Annotated in this window: 20 protein-coding genes and 1 pseudogene; 11 read left to right on the top strand and 10 right to left on the bottom strand. The window is 32.3% G+C overall.

Translation table 11 applies throughout. The features are described from left to right. From ACH5TW_RS02110 to ACH5TW_RS02095, 4 genes are all read right to left on the bottom strand, one after another. Positions 1-702, bottom strand: coding sequence for an RluA family pseudouridine synthase (locus ACH5TW_RS02110; RefSeq protein WP_439334825.1), 702 nt, complete (start codon positions 700-702; stop codon positions 1-3). Positions 703-796: 94 nt separating this feature from the next. Continuing rightward, positions 797-1,615, bottom strand: a complete 819-nt coding sequence (gene panB, locus ACH5TW_RS02105) for a 3-methyl-2-oxobutanoate hydroxymethyltransferase (protein WP_439334824.1) — start codon at positions 1,613-1,615, stop codon at positions 797-799. A 106-nt stretch (positions 1,616-1,721) separates the two neighbouring features. Then, positions 1,722-3,056 (bottom strand): rhamnogalacturonidase, encoded by a 1,335-nt coding sequence (locus ACH5TW_RS02100; protein WP_439334823.1) that lies wholly within the window; start codon positions 3,054-3,056, stop codon positions 1,722-1,724. Between the two features lie 103 nt (positions 3,057-3,159). Then, the gene (locus tag ACH5TW_RS02095) at positions 3,160-4,584 is read right to left on the bottom strand and encodes an L-serine ammonia-lyase (RefSeq protein WP_439334822.1); all 1,425 of its coding nucleotides are present in this window, start codon (positions 4,582-4,584) and stop codon (positions 3,160-3,162) included. Positions 4,585-5,007: 423 nt separating this feature from the next. Between ACH5TW_RS02095 and dnaK the strand changes: the two genes are divergently transcribed. Next, positions 5,008-6,912, top strand: coding sequence for a molecular chaperone DnaK (gene dnaK, locus ACH5TW_RS02090; protein ID WP_439334821.1), 1,905 nt, complete (start codon positions 5,008-5,010; stop codon positions 6,910-6,912). Between the two features lie 204 nt (positions 6,913-7,116). After that, on the top strand, positions 7,117-8,346 hold the full coding sequence (locus ACH5TW_RS02085) for a class I SAM-dependent rRNA methyltransferase (protein WP_439334820.1): 1,230 nt from the start codon (positions 7,117-7,119) through the stop codon (positions 8,344-8,346). A 14-nt stretch (positions 8,347-8,360) separates the two neighbouring features. Here ACH5TW_RS02085 and ACH5TW_RS02080 read toward each other — a convergent pair whose 3' ends face one another. Further along, entirely contained in the window at positions 8,361-8,864 is a 504-nt protein-coding gene (locus tag ACH5TW_RS02080; protein WP_439334819.1) for a nicotinate-nucleotide adenylyltransferase, read from the bottom strand. Between the two features lie 173 nt (positions 8,865-9,037). On the opposite strand from ACH5TW_RS02080, the gene ACH5TW_RS02075 reads away from it, so the two are divergent. Further along, a complete protein-coding gene (locus ACH5TW_RS02075; protein ID WP_439334818.1) occupies positions 9,038-9,985 on the top strand; it encodes an NAD(P)H-dependent flavin oxidoreductase in 948 nt (315 codons plus the stop codon). Here ACH5TW_RS02075 and ACH5TW_RS02070 read toward each other — a convergent pair. Next, positions 9,978-10,334, bottom strand: a complete 357-nt coding sequence (locus ACH5TW_RS02070) for a hypothetical protein (RefSeq protein ID WP_439334817.1) — start codon at positions 10,332-10,334, stop codon at positions 9,978-9,980. The two genes, ACH5TW_RS02075 and ACH5TW_RS02070, sit on opposite strands and share 8 nt — an antisense overlap. Before the next feature lie 131 nt (positions 10,335-10,465). Here ACH5TW_RS02070 and ACH5TW_RS02065 point away from each other — a divergent pair, with 131 nt between their 5' ends. The 4 genes from ACH5TW_RS02065 to ACH5TW_RS02050 all read left to right on the top strand — a co-directional run bounded on the left by ACH5TW_RS02065 (position 10,466) and on the right by ACH5TW_RS02050 (position 15,546). Then, entirely contained in the window at positions 10,466-11,452 is a 987-nt protein-coding gene (locus ACH5TW_RS02065; RefSeq protein ID WP_439334816.1) for an aldo/keto reductase, read from the top strand. A gap of 178 nt (positions 11,453-11,630) precedes the next feature. Next, the gene (locus tag ACH5TW_RS02060; RefSeq protein ID WP_439334815.1) at positions 11,631-12,569 is read left to right on the top strand and encodes a family 43 glycosylhydrolase; all 939 of its coding nucleotides are present in this window, start codon (positions 11,631-11,633) and stop codon (positions 12,567-12,569) included. A gap of 11 nt (positions 12,570-12,580) precedes the next feature. After that, positions 12,581-14,239, top strand: coding sequence for a DUF5060 domain-containing protein (locus ACH5TW_RS02055; RefSeq protein ID WP_439334814.1), 1,659 nt, complete (start codon positions 12,581-12,583; stop codon positions 14,237-14,239). 179 nt (positions 14,240-14,418) lie between these two features. Continuing rightward, positions 14,419-15,546: an alkaline phosphatase gene (locus ACH5TW_RS02050; protein WP_439334813.1), complete on the top strand. Its 1,128-nt coding sequence runs from the start codon at positions 14,419-14,421 to the stop codon at positions 15,544-15,546. A gap of 143 nt (positions 15,547-15,689) precedes the next feature. Here ACH5TW_RS02050 and ACH5TW_RS02045 read toward each other — a convergent pair whose 3' ends face one another. Further along, positions 15,690-17,750, bottom strand: a complete 2,061-nt coding sequence (locus ACH5TW_RS02045; RefSeq protein WP_439334812.1) for a DUF3857 domain-containing transglutaminase family protein — start codon at positions 17,748-17,750, stop codon at positions 15,690-15,692. 429 nt (positions 17,751-18,179) lie between these two features. On the opposite strand from ACH5TW_RS02045, the gene ACH5TW_RS02040 reads away from it, so the two are divergent. Both ACH5TW_RS02040 and ACH5TW_RS02035 read left to right on the top strand, forming a co-directional pair. Further along, entirely contained in the window at positions 18,180-18,872 is a 693-nt protein-coding gene (locus tag ACH5TW_RS02040; protein WP_439334811.1) for a hypothetical protein, read from the top strand. A gap of 229 nt (positions 18,873-19,101) precedes the next feature. Continuing rightward, positions 19,102-20,577, top strand: a complete 1,476-nt coding sequence (locus ACH5TW_RS02035) for a pyridoxal phosphate-dependent decarboxylase family protein (RefSeq protein WP_439334810.1) — start codon at positions 19,102-19,104, stop codon at positions 20,575-20,577. A gap of 15 nt (positions 20,578-20,592) precedes the next feature. Here the strand turns inward: ACH5TW_RS02035 and ACH5TW_RS02030 are convergent, their stop codons facing one another. From ACH5TW_RS02030 to ACH5TW_RS02020, 3 genes are all read right to left on the bottom strand, one after another. Then, positions 20,593-21,159, bottom strand: a complete 567-nt coding sequence (locus ACH5TW_RS02030) for a GNAT family N-acetyltransferase (RefSeq protein ID WP_439334809.1) — start codon at positions 21,157-21,159, stop codon at positions 20,593-20,595. A gap of 136 nt (positions 21,160-21,295) precedes the next feature. After that, positions 21,296-21,745: an SRPBCC domain-containing protein gene (locus ACH5TW_RS02025; RefSeq protein ID WP_439334808.1), complete on the bottom strand. Its 450-nt coding sequence runs from the start codon at positions 21,743-21,745 to the stop codon at positions 21,296-21,298. Beyond that, the gene (locus ACH5TW_RS02020; RefSeq protein WP_439334807.1) at positions 21,738-22,067 is read right to left on the bottom strand and encodes an ArsR/SmtB family transcription factor; all 330 of its coding nucleotides are present in this window, start codon (positions 22,065-22,067) and stop codon (positions 21,738-21,740) included. The genes ACH5TW_RS02025 and ACH5TW_RS02020 overlap by 8 nt, the downstream gene beginning before the upstream one ends. 205 nt (positions 22,068-22,272) lie before the next feature. Between ACH5TW_RS02020 and ACH5TW_RS02015 the strand changes: the two are divergent. Both ACH5TW_RS02015 and ACH5TW_RS02010 read left to right on the top strand, forming a co-directional pair. Then, positions 22,273-22,565 (top strand): annotated as a pseudogene (locus ACH5TW_RS02015) (PaaI family thioesterase); the annotation flags it as partial. A gap of 717 nt (positions 22,566-23,282) precedes the next feature. Then, on the top strand, positions 23,283-24,913 hold a 1,631-nt coding region (locus tag ACH5TW_RS02010), incomplete at its 3' end, for a SprB repeat-containing protein (RefSeq protein ID WP_439334806.1).

Below are 24,913 nucleotides of genomic sequence, written 5' to 3'. Positions count from 1 at the left end.
TTAACTATAACAAGCGTCCCAAATAGGATCTTTTGGTAAAGGTGCAGTAATTGTTACTGGTTCTTTTTTTACAGGATGAATAAATTCAATATATCTAGCATGTAAATGAATGCTAGCATCTTTATTACTTCTGTCAAAACCATATTTTAAATCACCTTTTATCGGGCTACCAATATTTGATAGTTGTGAGCGTATTTGATGATGCCTACCAGTTTCTAAATTAATTTCAATTAAGAAATAATTATCTAATTTTTTTAATAATTCATAATGAAGAATAGCCTTTTTACTATCTTTTATTTCCTTAGTATAAGCAGTAGATTTGTTGTTTTTAGGGTTCTTTTTTAGCCAGTTAATTAAAGTGTCACTATCCTTTTTAGGTTTGTTTTTAATAATAGCCCAATAAGTTTTCTGTATATCTTTCGAAACAAAAAGTGCATTTAACCGTGGTAATACCTTGCTCGTTTTTGCAAATATAACCAAGCCGGTTGTTGGTCTGTCTAGTCTGTGTACGGTTCCTAAATAAACATTTCCTGGTTTGTTGTACTTGTCTTTAATGTATTCTTTAACAACATCACTTAGTGGTTTGTCTCCTGTTTTATCGCCTTGTACAATATCGCCAGCTCGTTTATTAACCACAATAATGTGATTGTCTTCAAATAAGACTTGAAGATTTTTTTTATTTGAAACTATTTTCGTTGACACTAATTTTACTATTTTCTTTATTGAGCAAAGGCGCTAAGACGCAAAGTTTTAAAGCATATGAATTAACTGGTTGCTAATACGGGACTAAAAAGACTTAATACTGTTCAGAATCATTAGGGAAATCTTTAGATTTTACATCACCAACATATTGAGAAATAGCACTTGTCATATCTTCATATAAGTTCATATATCGACGTAAAAAGCGAGGATGAAATTCATGTGTCATTCCTATCATATCATGCAAAACTAAAACTTGTCCATCAACACCATTTCCAGCTCCAATACCAATTATAGGAATGCTAACGCTTTCTGCAACCAGTTTTGCTAAAGCAGCAGGTATTTTTTCAAGTACAATGGCAAAGCACCCAATACGTTCTAGTGTTTTAGCGTCTTTAATTAAATCTGCTGCTTCTTTTTCCTCTTTAGCACGAACTGTATAGGTGCCAAATTTATAGATAGATTGTGGTGTTAAACCCAAATGTCCCATAACAGGAATTCCCGCGTTTAAAATACGTTTTATAGAATCTTTTATTTCTCTACCACCTTCTAGTTTTACAGAATGTGCACCACTTTCTTTCATAATTCTAATAGCAGAGCGTAAGGCTTCTTTAGGATCACTTTGGTAACTACCAAACGGTAAATCTACTACTACTAAAGCACGATCTATAGCTCTAATTACAGAAGATGCATGGTAAATCATTTGGTCTAATGTAATAGGTAATGTTGTTTCATGTCCTGCCATAACATTACTAGCAGAATCACCAACAAGAATAACGTCTACACCAGCACTATCAACAATTTTTGCCATGGTATAATCATAGGCTGTAAGCATCGATATTTTTTCACCATTAGTTTTCATATCAACTAATGTTTTTACTGTAATACGTTTGTATTCTTTTTTTGCTACAGACATGTCTTTTTAATTTTTATAGTATGTAAAAATACTAAAACAAATTCGTTTGAAGTTAAAATAATAAGGCGACTTAAATTTAAAACTTGCATAATTTGTTTTAATATTTTTAATCAATTAATTCACCATTTACTTTTACATTTTTAAATGTAAGGCCTTCAATTATCGTTTTATCATAATCACCATTTTTGGCTTCAACATTTATATTTTCAAACGTAAAATTTGTAAGCTTATCATATTCAGTAATTTTCATATCGTAAAAAATATCACATTTGACGTCAATATTTCTCATAGTAATGTTATCAGAATAAGATAGAGGCACATCTTCTCTTCCTTTTAAATCGAAGAATTGTGTCCAAGGTTTAATATAAATAAAGCTATGTACTTGGCCTGTAATATTTTCAACAGTAATGTATTCATAATTTTGAGCTGTATCTGGGCGCATTTTTAACCATAATAAACGTTTGGCATCAGTTGCTTTACAATTACGCATTACTATATTTTTATTGTGAATGGATTCGCTACCATTAGTTAATGCGGCATGGCAAAAACCAAATTCACAATCTTCAATAATAATATTAGTATTTTCTCCATTACTTGCATCTTTATCTGCCCAAGGTCCTTTTCCTCCTTTTAATGCAATAGCATCATCATTTACAGCCATATAACATCCTTTAACTAATACATTAGAACACACATCTAAATCTATTGCATCTGTGCTTGGAGCTTTAATAGGTTTGTGTGGAGAGGTAATACGCAAATCTAAAATCTTAACATTATTACATTGATAATAGTGGCTAGACCAAAAACCAGAATTTCTAAGGTGTACATCTTGTAATTGTACATTGTCACATTTCCAAATAAATACTAAACGAGGTCGAGATACTTCAAGGTTTGTGCATTTAGGGTTTTCTTTTCTACGTTGCCAAAAGGCTTTCCAGTAGTTTAATCCGTTACCATCAATAATACCGTTACCAGTAATAGTGAATCCGTTCACTCCAAAAGCATTTACAAGCGCAGAAAAATATTCTATACTTTGGCCTTCAATTCTAGAAGCTTTAAAAGGGTAATCTACAATATTATCAGATCCTTTTAATACACCACCTTTAGTAACATGTAAATGGGTGTTAGGTTTAAAAAATAAAGCACCACTTAAAAATGTACCTTCTGGTATAACAATAACGCCACCACCATTTCTGTAGGCTTCATCTATGGTGTTTTGAATTGCAACAGTTTGTACAATGGTACTGTCATTAGTTACTCCATAATCAGTTATCGTATAAAGTTTACCAAGGCTGGCATAGTTTATTTTTGAATCGTCTAAAAACCAATCTGGTATGATGGTTCCGTCAGGAAAAACGTTTTCATTGCTTGCTTTTTGTTTTGTTTGTTGCGAACATGATACGAATATCAAAGCGACAACTAATAAATAGATGTTTTTCATTTTTTTAATAGGGTAAGTTTAGTGATTATGTTTTTAATATTGAAAGTATGTAAAAATAGTAAATTAAGTGTAGAGTATTAAAAATTTCTTGAAAGATATAATGCTAACAATCTGCCATATTAACACTAATAGCTAAACCTCCTTCACTGGTTTCTTTATATTTAGTATTCATGTCATTTGCAGTTTTCCACATGGTATTTACAACTTTATCAAACGGTACTTTGGTGTTTTCAGGATTGGTATCAAGCGCTAATTCAGAAGCATTAATAGCTTTAATTGCTCCCATAGCATTACGCTCAATACATGGTATTTGTACTAAACCTCCAATAGGATCACAGGTTAATCCTAAATGATGCTCCATAGCAATTTCAGCAGCAATTAGAACTTGTTCTGGTGAGCCACCTTGTAGTTCGCATAAGGCTGCTGCTGCCATTGCAGATGACACACCTATTTCTGCTTGACAGCCACCCATGGCTGCCGATATAGTAGCTCCCTTTTTAAAGAGGCTGCCAATTTCACCAGCAACTAATAAAAAACGTTTAATATCTTCAAAGTCACCATCATGGTTTTCAATAACCAAATAGTACATTAAAACGGCAGGAATAACGCCTGCACTACCATTTGTAGGAGCTGTTACAATACGACCTAATGAGGCATTAACTTCGTTAACAGCAAGCGCAAAACAGCTAACCCATTTTATGATTTGACGAAATTTAACTTCGGTATTTCTAATGGCAGCTATCCATTCATTAGGGTTTGTATAAGTGGCATCTCCAATTAATAATTTGTTAGTGTCATATGCTCGACGTCTAACATTTAAACCTCCAGGTAAAAAACCTTCGGTATGACTTCCATTATACATGCATTCAAGCATAGTGTCCCAAATGCGTTCTAATTCAGAATCAATGGTTTCAATAGGTCTAATGGATTTTTCGTTTTCTAAAACAACTTCAGAAATTGATTTATTAAGTGTGTTACAATAGTTTAATAATTCGGTTCCTAGAGAAATAGGATATGGAAAGGTTGTTTTAAAGATTTTCTTTTGCTTCTTTGAGTTTTTTCTTTTCTTTTTAACAACAAAACCACCGCCAATAGAATAAAAAGTAGAGCTTGTTTTTTTGTCGTCTAGATATGCTGTAAACTTTAAAGCATTTGCATGAAATGGTAAAAAATCCTTATTAAAAATAATATCGGTTTCAGGATTAAAACGTATTGGTTTTTCGTTGTTAAGTAGTAATGTGTTTGTTTCTTTTATAGAGTTTATTAGTATTTTAATACTTTCTGTAGGCACTCTTTCTGGGTCGGACCCTAATAAACCAAGCATAATAGCAAAATCTGTAGCATGTCCTTTTCCAGTTAATGATAAGGAGCCGTATAGGTTTACTTTAATTTTTTTTACCTTGTTAAATTCATCTTTCTTTTTAAGTTCTTTTAACCAGCGTTCGGCAGCACGCCAAGGCCCTAAGGTATGTGAACTGGAAGGACCAATACCAATTTTTAACATGTCGAAAACAGAAATGGACTCCATGAATTAACGTTTTAGTTTAAAACAAATATATATTCTTTTTTTAGTTGATTAGTACTATCTAAAGTTAATAGTTTGTTGTTTTCTGATGGTATTTATCTTTGCGTAATGGATAGCAATGAAATATTTATATTCATGAGTTCAATAATTTAAAAATTAATAATTTACGAATAAAAGCCCGCAGCGAAGTACGAGCGAGAACTTGTAGTGAATAGCCCGACCCCTTGTGGTTGCGCCCAAAATAAATGACAAATGATAAATGACAGGTGACTGAATTTTTTACTCGATTTAAGTAATACTGATTGTTTCGAGAGCTTACTGTGATAGAAATATGACACTGTGTCAGCATTTCTGGGTTGGCATAATCATTGACTTTAGTACCATGAATTTAAAAATGAACATTCAACACAATAAATAAAAAATATTATGAGTAAAATTATTGGAATCGATTTAGGTACAACCAACTCTTGCGTTTCTGTTATGGAAGGTAATGAAGCTGTTGTAATCCCAAACGCAGAAGGTAAGCGTACTACGCCATCGGTTATTGCATTTGTAGAAGGAGGCGAAATTAAAGTTGGTGACCCAGCAAAACGTCAAGCAGTTACTAACCCAACAAAAACAGTTTATTCGGTTAAACGTTTTATGGGTAATAAATATTCTGAATCTAAAGCAGAAGCAGAACGCGTACCATATAAAGTAGTAAAAGGAGATAACGATACACCTCGTGTAGATATTGATGGTCGTTTATATACACCTCAAGAATTATCGGCTATGATTCTTCAAAAAATGAAGAAAACAGCTGAAGATTATTTAGGACAAGACGTAAGTGAAGCTGTTATTACTGTACCGGCTTACTTTAACGATAGTCAACGTCAAGCAACTAAAGAAGCTGGTGAAATTGCTGGTTTAAAAGTTAGACGTATTATTAACGAACCTACTGCAGCTGCATTAGCTTACGGTATGGACAAAAAAGGTGTTGACCAAAAAATAGTTGTTTTTGATTTTGGTGGAGGAACACATGATGTATCTATTCTAGAATTAGGTGACGGTGTATTTGAAGTATTATCTACAGACGGTGATACACACTTAGGTGGTGATGATGTTGATGATAAAATTATTAACTGGTTAGCCGATGAGTTTAATGCTGAAGAGTCTATGGATTTACGTCAAGATCCTATGTCTTTACAACGTTTAAAAGAAGCTGCTGAAAAAGCGAAGATTGAATTATCTGCTTCTGCACAAACAGAAATAAACTTACCATATATTACGGCTACAGCTAGTGGACCAAAACACTTAGTACGTACGTTAACACGTTCTAAATTTGAACAATTAATTGACGATTTAGTAAAACGTACTATCGAGCCTTGTCAATCTGCATTAAAATCTGCAGGTTTATCAAAATCTGATATTGATGAAGTTATTTTAGTAGGTGGTTCTACACGTATTCCTGCTGTACAAGCGGCTGTTGAAAAATTCTTCGGAAAAACACCAAGTAAAGGTGTTAATCCTGATGAAGTAGTATCTTTAGGAGCTGGTATTCAAGGTGGTGTATTGACAGGAGATGTTAAAGATGTATTACTTTTAGATGTAACACCTTTATCTTTAGGTATTGAAACTATGGGTAATGTATTTACTAAGCTTATTGAAGCGAATACAACAATTCCTACTAAAAAATCGCAAGTATTCTCTACAGCAGCCGATAATCAGCCTTCAGTAGAAATTCACGTATTACAAGGTGAACGTGCTATGGCAGCCGATAATAAAACAATTGGACGTTTCCATTTAAGTGATATTCCACCAGCAAGACGTGGGACACCACAAATTGAAGTAACGTTTGATATTGATGCCAATGGTATTATTAAAGTATCTGCGGAAGATAAAGCAACTGGTAAGAAACAAGATATTCGTATCGAAGCATCTTCTGGATTAAGCGAAGAAGAAATCGAGAAAATGAAAGCAGATGCTGAAGCAAATGCTGATGCAGATAAAGCTGCAGCTGAAAATGCTCAGAAATTAAATGAAGCAGATTCTATGATTTTTCAAACGGAAAAACAATTAGAAGAGTTTGGTGATAAATTATCTGATGATAAAAAACAACCTATTGTTGATGCTTTAGAAGAGTTGAAAAAAGCTTACGAATCTAAAGATTTAGAGGTTATTACACCTGCTTTAGATAAAATAAACGAAGCTTGGAAAGTGGCTTCTGAAGAAATGTACAAAGCACAGGCAGAAGCTCAAGGAGGAGCTCCAGGACCAGATGCAGGAGCAGGAGAACCAGCTCAAGCAGGAGGTGATAATGTAGAAGATGTAGATTTTGAAGAAGTTAAGTAAGTAGAGAACCGATTTTTTAAAATTGAGTGAATCACTTATTCTGAGCGAAGTCAAAGGGTTTTATATCTAAGCTAGAAGTCGCAAGACTGAAGTTTTAAATAATAAAAACGCAACCAGAAATGGTTGCGTTTTTTGTTTATACTTATTATTCTTCTAACTCAATAAACAAAAAGAAAACTGTTACTTTTGCATCAAATTTCTAATATGTACTTTTCAACAAAATTAAAGTCAGATTACAATCCTAAGCGTTTAGCAGTAAAGCTTAATGCCAAAGGTGAACAGTTTGTTGTAAAAGGACATCCTTGGGTGTTTTCAGATAATATTATTAAAATAAATACCGATGCCAAATCAGGTGATTTAGCAATCATTTTTGGTAAAAATAAAAACCGTGTTGTTGGTTTAGGTTTATATGATGCTAATTCTCCTATAAGCATTAAAATGTTGCATAGCAGCATTGAAAAGGCAGAGATAAATGCTGCTTTTTTTCATAACAAAATAGAAATAGCCTATAACAAACGTCAAAATTTATTAAAGACAAACACGAATAGTTATCGTTTATTATTTGGTGAAAACGACGGTTTTCCAGGGTTAATAGCCGATGTGTATGCTTCTGTTTTAGTAGTTAAAATTTATTCTGAAATATGGCTGCCTTATTTAGATACTATTATTCCAAGTTTACAAGAAGTTTCTGAAGTAAAAACGGTTGTTATTCGTTTAAGTAGAAGTTTAGAACAGTCTAAAGCGCACCAACTAAAAAATGGAGATGTTGTTTATGGCGTTTTAGATAACGAAGTGGTTCAGTTTGTAGAGCATGGTGTTAACTTTTCGGCAAATGTTATTAAAGGACATAAAACAGGTTACTTTTTAGATCATCGAGCTAATAGAAAACAAGTAGGAGAGTGGAGTATGAATAAAACAGTTTTAGATGTGTTCTCTTATGCTGGTGGGTTTTCGGTACATGCTTTATATAATGACGCTAAAGAAGTAACTAGTTTAGATATAAGTAAACAAGCTTTAGAAATTGCTCTTGAAAATGGAAAGTTAAATAATTATAAAGGTAAACATAAAACCATTGCTGGTGATGCTTTTGAAGCACTTAGAAAGTTAATTAAAAATAAAGTAACGTTTGATGTTGTTGTTATAGATCCACCTAGTTTTGCAAAACAAGCTTCAGAAATAGATTTAGCAAAAAAGAAGTACGCACAATTAGCAGAGTTAGGAGAAAAACTAACAGCTAGAAATGGATTGTTAGTGTTAGCTTCTTGCTCATCAAGAGTGCTTAGTCAAGCTTTTTTCGATATTAATGGTCAAACTTTAGCATCATCAAATAGAAAATATGAAGTCATACTAAAAACCCAACATGATGAAGATCATCCTATTGGGTTTCCAGAAGGCGCATATTTAAAATGTGCTTATTATCGTTTTTTAGATTAATTAATATAGATTTTTTACAAGAATAAACCGTTTTCATTGGTTTTTACTGTAATTATTTCATCTTCATTTTTAATCTTTATTTTATATTCTTGTGTTACTGTGTCTTTTTCGCTTTGGTATTTAATATAATAAGCATCACCTATTATACCCCAATTAGGAAATCGTTTAGCTATAGATTGTAAAACTACTAGAGGTAATCTTACATCATTATAATTTTCTCTAGTTTCAACAATTTTTCCATTTATATTATACACTGCTGTAATTTCTCCATCAGGAATATTAAAAGATACTTTATATGTGTCATACTCATCATTATACAATGAAGTATATATAGTGTTATTTCTATAGTTTACAACTTTCTCTTCTAAATATTTAACACATTTAGAGGCATTGTTGTGATCTACAGCATTTAAGTATTTGTTGTTTAAATCAATTACTGTTTCTGATAATTCGACTGTTTGAGCATTTGTTAACGTGATTAATCCTAAAAAGAGGAAACCTAATATTATTTTTTTCATGATTTATTGGTATTTAGTTTATAGTATAAAATTAGATATATAGGTATAATAATAAAATGATAAATATCATGAAATCAGTGTTTTATGGTTGTTTTTGTTGAAGTATTTATAACTAATTGATTATCAGTTACTATGCGCGCATAATATTTTACTATATTTGAATAAAAATAATTATGGCTACAAAACTCACTAAGCTTTTAAGTATAAAACACCCTATTATTCAGGCTCCTATGTTTTTAGTTTCAAACGTAGCAATGGTAAAAGAGGCTATGCATGGAGGTATTGCAGGATGTATTCCTGCATTAAATTATAGAACACTCGACGAGTTAAGAATAGCCTTAAGACAGTTAAAAGCAGCTAAACCTAAAGAAGGCGCTTTTGGTTTTAATTTAATAGTAAATAAATCAAACTTAAAATATAAAGAGCAACTACGTGTTATTTGTGAAGAAGGTTGTGATTTTATAATTACATCTTTAGGTAGTCCAGAGGAAACAATAAATCAAGCTCATAAAGTAGGAATTAAAGTTTTTTGTGATGTAGTCGATTTAAAATTTGCAAAAAAAGTAGAAGCTTTAGGCGCCGATGCTATTATTGCGGTTAATAATAAAGCAGGAGGACATAGAGGTAATGAAACGCCAAAAGCACTTATTGAAAATCTTAGTAAAAATTGTAGTATTCCAATAATTTCTGCTGGTGGTGTTGGCTGTAAAGCTGATGTTGATACTATGTTAAGCTATGGAGCAGAAGGTGTTTCAGTTGGAAGTCCGTTTATAGCTTCAATTGAAGCAAGTGTTACTAACGAATATAAACAAGCTTGTGTAGATTATGGAGCAGATGATATTGTTATGACAGAACGTATTTCTGGCACACCTTGTACAGTTATTAATACGCCATATGTGCAGAAAATTGGAACGAAACAAACTTGGTTAGAATCGATTTTAAATAAAAATAGAAAACTTAAAAAATGGGTTAAAATGATTCGCTTTTCAATAGGCATGAATGCTACTAAAAACGCAGCAACTAAAGCAACTTATAAAACGGTATGGGTTGCAGGTCCTAGTATAGAACATACTCATAAAATTCTACCAACAAAAGATATTATTAGGTATTTGACTAGTTAACTAAAGCAATCTCTTTGTTTTTTTTCTTTTTCTTGTTGCCAACAAATAAACTCAAGCTAGCACTTGCTGTTAATCCACCGACTACAGTAGCAAGAACATCTGCATTATCAAAACTATTTTCAGTCTTTGTACTATCATAAACTTCTTTAGTAATACCCGCAAGAGCAGACGCCCCTAAGCTATACCAAAAAGCTTTGCTTTTATTTTTTGTTTTGGAATATACAAAAGTATATGTTACTCCTGAAATTAAAGCACCTGCTGCAACATGGTATTCACCATCATTTGATATAAACTGAGCATGACACAATCCTGTAAACATTAGGGTAAGAACTAGAACAATTGTTTTCATAAATATTTTTAATTTGGTAATGTAAAATATCTAATTAATTTATAGATAAGACAAAATATTCGTTTGTATAAGTATATTTACGATAAAGTGTTTAAAAACTTTAAATTTGATTTTAATTTAAATAATATATAATGAATAGTAGAAAACTAGGAAATAATGGATTTAATGTGAGTGAGGTTGGTTTAGGTTGTTGGCAATTAGGTGCAGATTGGGGACAAGATATTTCAAAAGAAATAGCTTTTAGTATTTTAAATGAAGCTGTTAAAAATGGTATAACATTTTTTGATACAGCCGATGTTTATGGTGATGGAAAAAGTGAAACTCTAATAGGTGAATTTTTAAAAACTTGTGATACACCAATACGTGTAGCCACAAAGTTTGGTAGAACTGGAGATGCGTATCCAGATAAATATTCAAAAGCAGTTTTAAGAAATGCCGTTGAAGGTTCTTTAAAACGATTAGGAGTAGATGCGTTAGATTTATTACAATTACACTGTATTCCAACTCAGTATTTAATAGATGGTGATATTTTTAATTGGCTACGCGAATTACAGCAAGAAGGTTTGATAAAGCATTTTGGAGCAAGTGTAGAAACTGTTGAAGAAGGTTTAATTTGTATAGAACAAGAAGGCTTATTATCACTACAAGTTATTTTTAATGTATTCCGTCAAAAATTAGTAACCGAGTTATTTCCAAAAGCAAAAGAAAAAGGAGTAGGTATTATAGTGCGTTTGCCATTAGCAAGTGGTTTGCTTTCTGGTAAGTTTAGTGCTGATACTACTTTTCCAGAGAACGATCATAGAAATTATAATAGAAACGGAGACGCTTTTAATGTAGGTGAAACTTTTGCAGGCCTGCCTTTTGAAAAAGGATTAGAATTTGTAGAAACTATAAAAAAAGACATTTTACCAAGTAACTTATCTATGGTGCAATTGGCATTACGTTGGTTGTTAGATCATGATGCTGTAAGTGTAATTATTCCTGGTGCAAGTTCCACCAATCAAGTCATTTCAAATGCTGAAGTTTCTAATATAGATGCTATGTCTTCTGAAACACATGAAGCTTTAATACAATTATATAAATCAGCCATTCATAACGAAATTCGTGGTGCATATTAAATCAAAGTTATATAAATACAAAAAAGTTAGGGTTTACTGAATACCAAACGTATTATATAAAACAGAAGCCTAAAACGAAATTTGTGAAGGAAATTGAGAGCATTAATATTAAGGCAAGTTATCTTGATTTATTAACTTAGATTACACCAATTAAACTTTTAACCAAAGACTAAATATAATGATTCGATTCACGCTATTAACCATTTGTTTTTTAATTACTAAATTGGTTTTATCTCAAAACCCATTTATTACGCACATGTATACTGCCGACCCATCAGCTAGGGTATTTAACGATACATTGTATGTTTATCCATCTCATGATAAAGATGATGCTATAAAATTTACTATGGAAGACTGGCATGTGTTTTCCACTACTGATATGGAAACATGGACAGACCACGGAAAAGCATTTTCTGTAGATAACCTTAATTGGGCAAGTTCTCAGGCTTGGGCACCAGATTGCATTAATAGAAACGGTAAATATTATTTTTATTATCCTGTAGAGCATAGTAAAATTGGTGTTGCCGTTGGTAATAAACCCACAGGTCCATTCGTAGATCCGTTAAGTAAGCCATTAATTCATACCAATACAGAAGGTGTTGTTTGTAATCGCGATTTTATTGATCCTGCTGTATTTATAGATGATGACGGACAAGCTTATTTATATATGGGGCAACTGGTTGTAAATGCTATAAAGCTAAATCAAGATATGATTTCTTATGATGGAGAAGTTCATTTATTAGAAGGTACCGATGATTTTTTTGAAGCTATTTGGATGCATAAATACAAAGGCAAATATTATTTATCTTATGTTGGCGAAAGTGGTGAGATTAAATACGGAATGAGTGATAATCCGTTAGGGCCTTTTGATTATAAAGGTATTATTTTACCTAAAATGAATAGTGGTACGAATCATCATTCTATTGTAGAATATAAAGGACAATGGTATATGTTTTATCATAACTCCGATTTGTATTACAAAAATAACCCAGATATTGAGCGTAAGTTTGGTTGGGGACATAAAACGAGTCCGCATCCATACCGAAGATCTATTTGTTTTGATAAATTATTTTATAATGATGATGGTACTATACAACCAGTCATACCAACCAAATAACTAAACACAAGATGAGAATTACTTTTTTACTTTTTTTAACTATTGCTTTTACAGCATTTAGTTGTGCAAAACCAGAACCTCTAGAGCAAATTGGTTTGCATCGAACGTTTGAAAAAACATTAGAAAATAAAAATGTGTATGCTAATAAGTTTAATGATGTTGAATTGAATACAACATTCATTTCACCTTCAGGAAAAACAACTGAGTTTTTTGGTTTTTTTGATGGCGATGGTAAAGGCGGTGGAGATGTTACTACTGGAAATATTTGGAAAATGCGTTTTATTCCAAATGAAATAGGAGTATGGACTTATAAATGGAATTGGAGTGATGCTACTGAAGGAGGAGAAGCAAAGTTTGAATGTACTTCTGAAGAAGCAGGTAAAGGTATTTTAAAGGCTTATAAAGAAAACCCAAGGTGGTTTGCTTATAATGGCGAAGAACCTGTATGGTTAAAATCTTATTATGAAAGCGGTCATGCTTCTATAGCACAACCTTTAGATTGGATTACAAAAAATGTATACCAACCTATGATAGATCATGGGTATAATCATTTACAAGTTAATTGGCTGTTATCTTTATGCTGTTTTGAGCAATATTATCATGATGGACCAGTGCCAACAACTCAAGACTTAACATTGTATAAAGAGGGTAAAGCATCAAGCACTATGCGTTTAGATGTATGGAAGCTTATGGAAAGCCATGTAGAATGGTTAAATAATAAAGATGTAGGCTTACACATGTTTCTTGGTTTTGATGGTAGTAGAAATGATGGTCCAAAATGGACAAGTTTAAGTGATGCTGAAAAAGATTTTTATGTGCGTTATGTAGTTGCCAGATTAGCACCATATGCAAATATTGCGGGTTGGGGCTATGTTTGGGAAGTTCCAGGAGACAGACAAGAAGAAGAACTTGGTTGGGCACAATTAGTTAAAAAATACGATGTGTTTAATCATTTACGTACTTATGAAGATGAGTATCCCATTAATAACGAATACCATCGTGAAGCATATAATTTTGCAGCTATAGAAAATCATTATATATTTTCTGAAGAACGTGATGTTGATAGACCTTATTGGAAAGAACCATGGACACATCACGAGGCTTGTTTAGCTGGCTATGTTCCAGGGAAACCTGTATATATGATTGAAGGTAACGCATTATGGAGACGTTTTTGGCAGAAACGTACAAAGGCAACTTTAGACGATTTACGTCAAGCAGCTTGGGCATGTGTTACTGCTGGAGCTTCTTTTAATTGGTGCGGACAAGCAGGCGAAGACGAACTGGTAGCTTTTGGTCCTGAAGGTTTACCATTTTTTAAAGATGATAACCCGTATTTAGCATCTACTTTAGAATTAGATATTTTAAGTGATGTCATGATGAATGAGATTACATTCTACAAGATGATTCCAACGGATGCTTTATTATCTAATCATGATGCTAAAAAAGTATGGTGTTTATCTGAAAAAGGAAACCAATACTTAGTATTTACAACAAGTGGAAACCCGTTTGATTTACAATTAGAAGCAGGCGATTATAAAAATGCTATTTGGTTAGATGCTAAAACAGGTAACAAAATAATTATAGATGCTATTTCAGTATCTAATAATGACTCCGTTACATTTACAGCACCAGATACTTTAACCGATTGGGTTTTGATAATTAAGAAATAATAATAAAAACGCGAATGTTGTGATGTTTCAGTCATTCCTCTTTTCGACAAGACAAACGTATGGTTTTACATAATCGAGTTATTTCTGCTTTAGGAGGAATTGTATAAATATTATAAAAAAAACATTTTAGTGACATTGATTTAATTAACTTTATCGCTTCAAATTCTAATATTTAAATAATGAAATTTACAAAGTATCTTTTGTTCATTAGTATCATTGCTTTTTGTTCTTGTAAGCCAGTAGAAACATTAACAGAAACCAAAAAGAATACACCTAAAAACGTCATTCTTTTAATAGGAGATGGTACTGGTTTGTCACAAGTGTCTTCAGCTTTTTATTTTAAAGAAACAGCGCCTAATTATGGTCGTTTTAAACATATTGGATTAATTAATACGTCTTCTTCTAGTCATGATATTACAGACTCTGCAGCTGGAGCTACGGCCTTTGCAGCAGGTACAAAAACTTATAATGGCGCCATTGGTGTTGCTAAAGATTCAACGGAGTTAATCTCATTGGTTGAAATTGTATCACCATTACAGATTAAAACAGGTGTTATATCTACATCATCTTTAACACACGCAACACCTGCTAGTTTTTTAGCACATGCTTTAAGTAGAAATTTTGATGAAGAAATTGCCTCAGACATAGTAGAATCTGATATTGATTTTCTTGCTGGTGGTGGAATTAAGTTTTTTAATAAAAGGAAAGACGGAAGAAATCTTTTTGATGATTTAACAGCTAAATCATTTAAAATTGACACAACAGCCTTGGGTAGTATTGAAAGTATAAAATCGGCATCAAAGTTTGCATATGTATTGGGTGAAAAACATATGCCGGCAGTAGCAAAAGGAAGAGGTGATTTTTTACCTAATGCAACAGAACTTGGAATTCAATTTTTGAATAAAGACAATTCTAATTTCTTTTTAATGGTTGAAGGCTCTCAAGTAGATTGGGGCGGACATGATAACGACAGCGATTTTCTTATTTCAGAATTAATAGATTTTGATAATGCCATTGGAAAAGCACTAGATTTTGCCAAACGAGATGGGAATACTTTAGTCATTGTAACTGCCGACCACGAAACAGGAGGGTTTACGCTAGCATCTACAAAGAAAAAAGATGCAGATGGTAAAGAGTATAGCGATTATAACGACATTACACCAACTTTCTCTACAGGAGGGCATTCAGCAACTTTAATACCTGTTTTTGCTTATGGTCCGGGAGCAGAAGAGTTCTCAGGTGTATACCAGAATAACGAAATATTTCATAAAATATTAAAGGTTACAAACTGGAAGCCTAAGAATTAAGCAATATGTTAAGCAGGCGCTAGTTATTTCAACGATAGGAGAAATCACATAAAGAGAATTCTAGGTTTTTAAAATAATAGATATTATCTCAAACGTACCTCATTACTGCATAATAAAAAAAGGCTCTACAAGAAAATCTATATTTACCCCTTGTCCTTATTCATTTTCCAATAAATTAATATAACAATAGCAATAATTACAGCTAAGCCTATTAAGAGCTTAATAATGTTCATAATACCATTCATTATTAAATTGGAATCGATAGGGGCGCTGCTACTAGAATAATTTTCTGGAGCATATAATATATACGAAATACTTTGGTCTAGTTTACTAATGTCTTTGGTATACTGCTTATATTCTTCAGGAGAAATGTAATCTTTTTGAGTTTTAAAAAAATGTGAGATATCTATAATTTTATCTCGTTTTTGATAATTAACATCTAATTCATAATAAAACCCAGAAGAATTTATATCAATGTCTAATTTTTCAATAGGCCAATTTGTAGGAACTTTTAATCTAATTCTATGCGATCTTGATATAGGATAGTACAAAGCATAATCTTCGTTTCTAGTTTCTTTTTTTGGTTCAAAAATGATATTAACTAAACTTGTTGGCATAAAAGTAGCAGACAAATAACCTTTCTTTTCAATCATAGGCTGCCATAAACTATCTAATTGGTATTCTTCATTTAATGTAAATATATTTTCTTTTATATTATCTGAGTATTTTGGAGGGTTAACTGATGACACATTAAAATAATAGGCCGAGTAATAGGCTTCTAGTTCCTTTTTTATAGCACTAATACTGTACGATTTAAAATAGTTACGCATATTATCCGCTTCACTTTCGTAATAAGTTGTAGTTACTACTAAATTAGCACCTTTTCCAACACCTTCGAGAGTGTATTCTTCCATAGTATCTACACGATTATCAAAAGAAGATACAATATCATCAAAAATATCATTGTCCTTTTTTAAAACTAAACCACATTCATAATTTGGGAAATATGTTGTATTGTATTCGCCACCTTGATTAGAAATGGTAGGATCGTACCAAAACTCGTTTTTAGCACCATCAATAATTTTAACAACACAATGATTAAAAAATTTAGGAGACGGTAGTAAGTCTTTTGTGGTATGTTTTAAAGTAGTATTAACAAGCATTGGGTAACTGGTAATTCCCATTCTATTAAGCATAGTTGTCATTAATAAACTTTTGTCTTTACAATCGCCAAAACGTCTTTCAAAAACAGTGTTTGGTGTAAAAGGTTTATAGCCACCAATACCAGATTCTAAACCTAAATACCTAACATCGTCTTGTACAAAATTTAGAGTGGCTTTTATTTTTTCACCTTCGGTTTTATAAGTATTATTTATCTCTTTTATTTTGGCTAAAAGTTCTAGACTTAAAGGTTCTTTTATTTTAAAAAGGTTTGCACCCCAGTTAACAACCTCTTTCCACGAGTTGTATTCGCTAACAAAAACGGTTTCAAAAAGAAGTTTCCACTCTGGTGTGTTTTCTTCGTAATCTAATTTTTCGGTATTTGTAGAAAGCCATCTGTATTGATGTAAATTACCTTTTTTAGAAATCTCAGGTTTTATTTCGGTATTAAAAGACTTAATATTTAATTCATTTTTAGATAAAATACGGCCATGAATTTTGCCAATAGGTACTAAATCGTTTAGGTAAAAAGATACCGAGAATTTTTTATGCAATGGATTAAATCCTTTTATAGTAAATGAGTAATCTATAATATCGCCAGCTCTAACATCAGAAATATTTAAAACAGCCGAGAGCGACCCATCATACAAATACATTTCGGCATTAGGCTCACGTCTCATTACCTGAAAATTTGCAATATCTAATTTGTTTAGAACCTTTCCGTTTCTAATAATATTAACCTTATGTAGGGCTAGGGTTTGGTATGTTGGGTCGTAATCTATAGTAATGTTAGAGGCGTTTTGCACACCAATGTTGTCAATAATTTTGGTAGTTAATCTAGAATACGCTTCTTGTTTGGGTATGTTAACTTGGTTGTCGTAAAGTAAGGTTACAGAACCTTCGGCAACATCGTCTTTATTCATTTCAGATTTGTAATAATCGACATGATCTATCCAAGAAGGTTCTTTTTTTTTAATGACTTGAGAAAATAGGGAAGACGAACTTATAAAAGTAATTAGGAGAGCAATAACGACGTTTTTCATATAAAAAGGATGCAATAGTTTCGTAGAGTAAATGTAAATGTTTGAAAATTCTTAACAAATATATTTTTGAAATTAAATTATTTAAACCATAAAATAATTACATTGTTTTGCGTGTGAGTATTATGCGATGTCTCAATCGTGCCTCATGTCGACATGACAAACGAGTGTTTTTTACAATTACGAGTCATTTCGACGTTAGGAGAAATCACCTAAAGCGTACTACTAAGTTTTTATTTAATCTAATAAAATCAAACAAACACTTTTCAATATTTTGGTAGGTATATTTATTGACAACTGTTTATAACTTGTTGTAAATTATCATATTAAACAATTGATTTTGTGGTAAGAAAATTCTAGCTTCGCTTATCGGATGATATAAATCATTGAAACAGATTCATATCTTAAACGTTGGCAAACATATATCTAAAAATGAAACTCATCAATCTATTCATAATTCTACTTCTGATTTTTAGCTGTTCTAATAAAAAAAATATAGCAGAATTTGAAAAAGTTTTGGGAAAAGAAAATAGCAAAACTCTGACTTATCTTGTCAACGATTTTGAATCGGACTTTCTTAAAAGACAATACCCGAATTTAAACACAAAAAGTGCATACAAGCAATTTTTAACTGAACTGATAAAAGAGGATACAGAATATTGGAATAAGTTTTCAAAAAGCAGCAGGAAAATTTTTGAAAAAAGTGATTTGAGACTAGAAGTTTACAGTGTTCCTGACTCGATTTGGATTGAACGTGACCCAAAAAAACTGACTTTGAGTTATAATGGAGTTCCAATGTTAAAAATTAGGCGTAAATATTTATTGCCAGATGGAACTTTCGGATACAATACTTCTGAATCTTCGTTTAGATACAAAGATCCGATTAATGTGGATTCCATCATCGAATCTCGAAAAAATTGGATTGATATAAATTATGTTGGTAGCTATTCAAGAGCATTAAATTCAATCACTAACAAATCCGATTATTTGACCAAATACCTTGACATACGAGAAGCTGCTGGAATAATTCACCCATTTATTATTGCAGGCGGAATGTTAAAATCTAAAGTTGATTTTAATGACTATTTCATAAAACGATTAATAATAACTGAAATAGTTTATTGAAACAAAATACGATTTGCCAACAAAGCATAAAATTAATGGCTGGTTCTAGCCTACTTGGAAAATTCCTGCGGAATTTTCCGCTGGCAAGTTTCTATTTATTAAATTAGTGCCTAAACGCGCCACTAATATTATACGTAACCGATAAGCGTAACTCTTGAAACCCTCCCGAATTCCCAATCTAGTTTATATTTCCTAAATTAGTAGATACATAAATACATTAGCAATTACCATGTCAAAAACCAGAACGTCATCCATCGAAATGGATTCGGAGGAATTTCGAAAAATCGGGTATCAATTAATTGATGATATTTCTAATTTTATTGGTTCCATAGATAAAAAACCAGTGACTCCAAATGAGAGTCCGAATCAATTACAAAGCATTTTAGGTGACGCGCCCTTACCCGAAAACGGAACAGATGCAAACGAATTGATGTCTAAAGCAACCGATTTATTGTTTAACCATTCCTTACTTAACGGGCATCCTAAGTTTTTTGGCTATATAACATCTTCTGCAGCTCCAATTGGCGCATTGGCCGATTTACTAGTAGCTTCTGTAAACCCTAATGTTGGCGCTCATATTTTAAGCCCGATAGCAACCGAAATTGAAAAACAAACGGTTAAGTGGTTATGTGAGTTTATTGGTGTATCACCCAACTATGGTGGCATATTAGTTAGTGGTGGTAATATGGCGAATTTCACGGCGTTTTTAGCGGCAAGAACTGCGAAAGCACCAAAAAGTGTTAAGGAAGAAGGTATTCAAAATACATCTAATAAATTAACAGTTTACTGTTCTAAAACAACACATACCTGGATTGAAAAAGCAGCTATTTTATTTGGCTTAGGTACAAACGCGGTACGTTGGATACAAACGGATGCTTCCAATAAAATGGATATTAAGGTTTTAGAATCTACCATAAAAAAGGATTTAGAAAACAATTGCACACCATTAATGGTAGTTGGAACTGCTGGCGATGTTAGTACAGGCATGGTTGATGATTTAAGTGCTATAGCTACTATTTGTAAAACATACAACTTGTGGTTTCATATTGATGGAGCTTATGGTGCGCCAGCTGCTATTATTCCAAAACTAAAACAGATGTTTGAAGGCATTATGGATGCTGATTCTATTGCTTTAGATCCTCATAAATGGTTGTATAGTCCACTTGAAGCTGGTTGTACTTTGGTAAAGAATCCGCAACATTTAATTGATACCTATAGTTCGCATCCAGAATATTATAACTTTAGTAATAATGAAGATGATGTTGCTCAGAATTTTTATGAGTACGGATTTCAAAACTCGCGTGGTTTTAGAGCTTTAAAAGTTTGGTTAGCATTACAACAAGTAGGTAGAAGTGGTTATGAAAAACTAATTAGTGAAGATATTCAGCTTTCTGAAATGTTATTCAACCTTGCTAACAAACATCCTGAATTAGAAGCGGTTTCTCAAAATTTAAGCATTGCTACGTTTCGTTATAAACCTTTGGAAGGTAATAATGACAGCGAATACCTTAATAGGTTAAATGAAGATTTATTAAATGAATTACAAACTGGCGGTGATGTGTTTTTATCTAACGCTATTGGTAAAGAACACTATTGTTTGAGAGCTTGTATTGTCAATTTCAGAACTTCAGAAAAAGACATTAAAGAAATTATAGATATAGTTGTTAGAGTAGGGAAGAAAGTGCATTTAAAATTGTCTGAATAAATAATGGAGTGAAAATTATAAAGTGATATCATTCTTTATATCTTCCCATTCTTCTTTTATAATACCGTAACAACATGTGCTTCGTTTAAAACCATCAAGCATAAGCGTATCTTTACGTAAAATACCTTCTAATTTTGCACCTAATTTTTCAACTGCTTTTCTAGATTTTATATTACGTTCGTCTATACGAAACTCAACCTTATCGAACTTCAGGGTTTCAAAAGCATATTGTAGCATTAAAAACTTCATATTGGCATTAAGTCCGCTACCTTGAAATTGTGTTCCAATCCAAGTCCACCCAATATGTAATACTTTATTTTTCCAATTTATTAATCCAAAACGTGTACAACCAGCATATGCATTCGTTTGCTTATCAAAAACTATAAAAGGTATAGCGGTGTTTTTGTAATAAGCATCAACAGCAGTTTGAATATAACTTTTTAAATCTTCAGGTGTATCAATTTTACTTGGGGAGTATTGTACCAAATTAGGTTGCTGAGCAATTTCAGTAATAAGCTTATAATTGCTTAAACCTAAAACTGATAATTTTACACGTTCGTTTTCTAGAGTTGGTATTTTCATAGTTTTTATTCCTGAGAAGACAGGAATTTTTTTTAATTAAAACTAAATCAAATATAATTATTTGTACTTTGAAAATAAAAAAAAGCATTCGATTTATTATCAAATGCCTTTTCTATATTTTTATTCTTCTTAATTATTAAATACCTTCTAAAAGCTTACCTAATCTATCAAAAGCAGAACCCCAGCCGTTATAGAATCCCATTTGTTCTTGCTGTTTGCAATACTCTTCAGTTTCATGTACGACGCTAAATGTGAATTTTGTTTTATCACCTTGTGCTTCAAAAAAAGCTTGTAACTCTACATTCTCTGTCATAGGTTTAAAATCGGCACTGGTAATAATTTTTTCCATTTCTACAATTTCTTTGTAGGTACCTTCAGAAATAAAATCGTTTCCATCTGGCATTGGCATAGTGTATTTCCATGTACCCCCAACTTTAAAATCATGTTCAATAACTTTTAAGCTCATACCTTGAGGTGCCCACCATTTTAATATATGTTCTGATGCTGTCCAAGCTTTCCAAACAATGTCTATTGGTGCATCAAATATTTTTTCTAGTGTAAGCGTTCTGTTGTTTAAATCACTCATTGTTGTCTGTTTTGTGTTTTAATTGATTAACGTAGTCTTCAAAAGAATCAATTCGTTTTTCCCATTCCTTATTATATTTATCAATCCATAGGAAAGCAGGAATTAAATTCTGATGATTGATATAACAAATGCGTTCTCGTCCTTTTTTTTCAAAGGAAACAATACCACATTCGTCAAGAATTTTCAAATGCTTTGAAATAGCTGGCCTGCTAATTTCAAATTTATCAGCCACTTCATTTATAGTAAGCTTACTTTTTGAAAGAAGATCGATTATATCTCTTCGTACGGGATCTGCTATAGCTTGAAATACATCTCTTCTCATAAATTAAGTAACTGATTGGTTACAAATATAAATGTAACTATTCGGTTACGCAAAAATAATTTAATAAATTTAATTTTTTTTTGAATAGGAGGTCAGACTTACCAAAAACTAATTTGCAATTATTCTAATGAATTCAAAATAAAATAGCGTTTAGAATAGCATGGCGTTTTGTGTTTTTACCAACACAAAAGAAACACATTATTTTATGTCAATATCTAAAGAAGACATTTTAGAGCAAGCCAACAAAGTGAGTAAAACACCTTAATGGAAACCTTAAACATTGAGATTGTAGATTATGGTGACAATTTTTAGTCGCAAGAATGCCTATAAATTCTAGAGTGTATCAGCCTGATGGTGTGTTGCATGGTGGAGCTACGGCAGCATTAGCTGAAAGTGTTGGTAGTTGCGTCTCATATTTTTATTGATACCGAGAAGTTTTTTGTGCGTGGTATAGAAATTACTGCAAACCATTTAAAAAGCGTCAAAGAAGGTTTTGTTCGATGTGTTATAAATATGGAAATTGCAGTTGGTAAGCCTGAAATGTATATTGTTGAAAATGACTTGGGAATATCTGAATATGTCGCTTTATAATAAACAACTTTTGCTAATGTCATAGTAAATTAATTACTAGCTTAAGAGTAACTTCATTTCATTATCTTGTTTAAACTCCCAATCCAAGTCCAACCAATAAGTAATACTTTATTATTCCAATTAATTAAGCAAAACGTGTACAACCAGCATAGGTATTTATTAATTTATCAAACACAATAAAAGGTATTGTGGTTTTTTGATAATAAGTATCCACAGCATTTTGAACATAGTTTTTTTAATCGTCTGATGTATCAATTTTACTAAATTGGGTTGTTTGGCAATTTCTAATAATTGCTTAAATCTAAAAGCGAAAGTTTAGTGCGGTTATTTTCTAAGTTAGGAGAATGCTTCATCAAAAATAGAAAATTAATATAAAAAAAACTAAACAGTTGGTCGTGAATTATTGATTTTTAACGAATTAATGTTGGTAAATTGATTTAAATATTTATATTGTTATATTATTCCCTTAAGAATATTAGGATAACCTTTAATGGTTAATTTTATTGATTAATAGCAAAATAATTTATTTAGTATAATTTTTTATGCTTAATAAATTCCCTGTTATCTGCCTATAATATTTACTTCCTGTTAGGTAAACACGACTATTAATTAATTTCTACTATTATGCAAAATTTTACAAAACCAAATGGCTGGTCTATTCAAAGTACCGTCATTAAAAATTTAATCTATTGTTGTTTAACAATGGGGATGTTTCTTTTGTCCACGACAATTTATGGACAAGGGATTAGTTTGGCTCAGGCAGGAAATGAAGACAGTGCAAATCCTGATGACCCAATGATGTGGCAAAATGGTAATTTAAATCCAAATCAGGCTCATTATATTGAAGGACATTCAGTAGCGTATAGAGCGACTATGATTAATATGCCAATAAATCAAGAAGTTATTCTAACCTTAGGATATGATTTGGTTAATGGTTCAAAATATGCTATAGATTTTATAACACATTATCAGCAACTTCAACCACATAATTTTGGGGTACCCCATACCAATGAAGAAGAAGTAAATCCTTTACTTCCATCTGCTTTGTCTGCTCCAGATGATAGACTTGATATTACGCTTCCTTCTTATTTAGCAGCTCCAAACGATGGTATTACAGGTGTTCAAAATGCTAGAAATGAGTTTAATGCATTAGTAACTAATGGAGATGATGATGGTTATGGAGCCCTTGGAGATGGATTTATATCTATATGGGGCGCCGATTTTAATAATGGCTATGGAGTTACTTACGAATATTTTGAAAGTGGCACTCCACTAAATGCTGTGGAAGTTTTAGACTTGACTAGAGGAGAAACAAAAGTAGAATTTACGGTTAAATTTACGCCATCTCAAGAAACTGTAATAATGTCTTGGGGAGGACATATTGCTCTAAGACAAGATTGGGGACTTAGTCCTATTTTATCGGCTGGTGGCATTAATGGATCACCATATCATATGAGAGTTATAGATTGGAATTTAGGGAATTTAGGTAACCAAGATCGGTCTTTGCAAATTGCATTGGCTGCGCCTCTTTGTCCTAGTGATTTTCCAGAAAACCCAACTGGGTTATGTACTAATTCACAGGGGGAACCTATAGATTGTCCAACTAGTTTATGTGCTGGAGATACTCAATATTTTGGTGTTCCAGAAGCTTCAGGAGCCGATACGTATTCATGGACATTTGTTAGTAACACCGCAGGAGCATCTTTTGATGGTGGGATAACTGATACCGCAAATGTATCTGTTACTACAATACAAGGAGGGTCGTATACTGTTCAAGTAGAATTAGGAAATGAATCAGGTGTTATCGTGACTTGTGAAGAAACAATTACTGTATCTCAAGTTACTTGCAATGCCGTTCCTAGTAATGTAAGTTGTAATGGGGGATCAGATGGTTCAATTACAGTAACTGGTACAGGAGGTAGTGGCGATTATGAATTTAGTATTAATAATGGTACGGATTGGTTTGCTGATGGGGGCGATGATGAGCATACATTTAGCACGTTATCCGCGTCAGGTACAGATTATACTATTTTAGTTAGGGATGCTAATGATACAGATTGTTCTAGCAGTTGCACTGCTAATGTGAATGAGCCAGATAATGTTACCCTAGTAACCTCAAGCACGAATGTAACATGTTATGATGATGCCGATGGCACATTAACCATAGTAAGTACTTCAGGTACAGGTACACCAATCTTCTCATTATCTACAGATGATGGACCATTTGTTGTATCAGACGAGGCTACGATCGAGGG

Origin of the sequence: Thalassobellus sediminis (genome assembly GCF_044386045.1) — a bacterium.
GTDB lineage: Bacteria > Bacteroidota > Bacteroidia > Flavobacteriales > Flavobacteriaceae > Thalassobellus > Thalassobellus sediminis.
This window is presented reverse-complemented; position numbering and strand designations above follow the sequence as displayed.

Excerpts from the sequence above, each read along its gene's own strand:
- panB (WP_439334824.1), bottom strand. The coding sequence starts at position 1,615 with ATGTCTGTAGCAAAAAAAGAATACAAACGTATTACAGTAAAAACATTA.
- ACH5TW_RS02100 (WP_439334823.1), bottom strand. The coding sequence starts at position 3,056 with ATGAAAAACATCTATTTATTAGTTGTCGCTTTGATATTCGTATCATGT.
- ACH5TW_RS02095 (WP_439334822.1), bottom strand. The coding sequence starts at position 4,584 with ATGGAGTCCATTTCTGTTTTCGACATGTTAAAAATTGGTATTGGTCCT.
- dnaK (WP_439334821.1), top strand. The coding sequence starts at position 5,008 with ATGAGTAAAATTATTGGAATCGATTTAGGTACAACCAACTCTTGCGTT.
- ACH5TW_RS02085 (WP_439334820.1), top strand. The coding sequence starts at position 7,117 with ATGTACTTTTCAACAAAATTAAAGTCAGATTACAATCCTAAGCGTTTA.
- ACH5TW_RS02080 (WP_439334819.1), bottom strand. The coding sequence starts at position 8,864 with ATGAAAAAAATAATATTAGGTTTCCTCTTTTTAGGATTAATCACGTTA.
- ACH5TW_RS02075 (WP_439334818.1), top strand. The coding sequence starts at position 9,038 with ATGGCTACAAAACTCACTAAGCTTTTAAGTATAAAACACCCTATTATT.
- ACH5TW_RS02070 (WP_439334817.1), bottom strand. The coding sequence starts at position 10,334 with ATGAAAACAATTGTTCTAGTTCTTACCCTAATGTTTACAGGATTGTGT.
- ACH5TW_RS02065 (WP_439334816.1), top strand. The coding sequence starts at position 10,466 with ATGAATAGTAGAAAACTAGGAAATAATGGATTTAATGTGAGTGAGGTT.
- ACH5TW_RS02060 (WP_439334815.1), top strand. The coding sequence starts at position 11,631 with ATGATTCGATTCACGCTATTAACCATTTGTTTTTTAATTACTAAATTG.
- ACH5TW_RS02055 (WP_439334814.1), top strand. The coding sequence starts at position 12,581 with ATGAGAATTACTTTTTTACTTTTTTTAACTATTGCTTTTACAGCATTT.
- ACH5TW_RS02050 (WP_439334813.1), top strand. The coding sequence starts at position 14,419 with ATGAAATTTACAAAGTATCTTTTGTTCATTAGTATCATTGCTTTTTGT.
- ACH5TW_RS02045 (WP_439334812.1), bottom strand. The coding sequence starts at position 17,750 with ATGAAAAACGTCGTTATTGCTCTCCTAATTACTTTTATAAGTTCGTCT.
- ACH5TW_RS02040 (WP_439334811.1), top strand. The coding sequence starts at position 18,180 with ATGAAACTCATCAATCTATTCATAATTCTACTTCTGATTTTTAGCTGT.
- ACH5TW_RS02035 (WP_439334810.1), top strand. The coding sequence starts at position 19,102 with ATGTCAAAAACCAGAACGTCATCCATCGAAATGGATTCGGAGGAATTT.
- ACH5TW_RS02030 (WP_439334809.1), bottom strand. The coding sequence starts at position 21,159 with ATGAAAATACCAACTCTAGAAAACGAACGTGTAAAATTATCAGTTTTA.
- ACH5TW_RS02025 (WP_439334808.1), bottom strand. The coding sequence starts at position 21,745 with ATGAGTGATTTAAACAACAGAACGCTTACACTAGAAAAAATATTTGAT.
- ACH5TW_RS02020 (WP_439334807.1), bottom strand. The coding sequence starts at position 22,067 with ATGAGAAGAGATGTATTTCAAGCTATAGCAGATCCCGTACGAAGAGAT.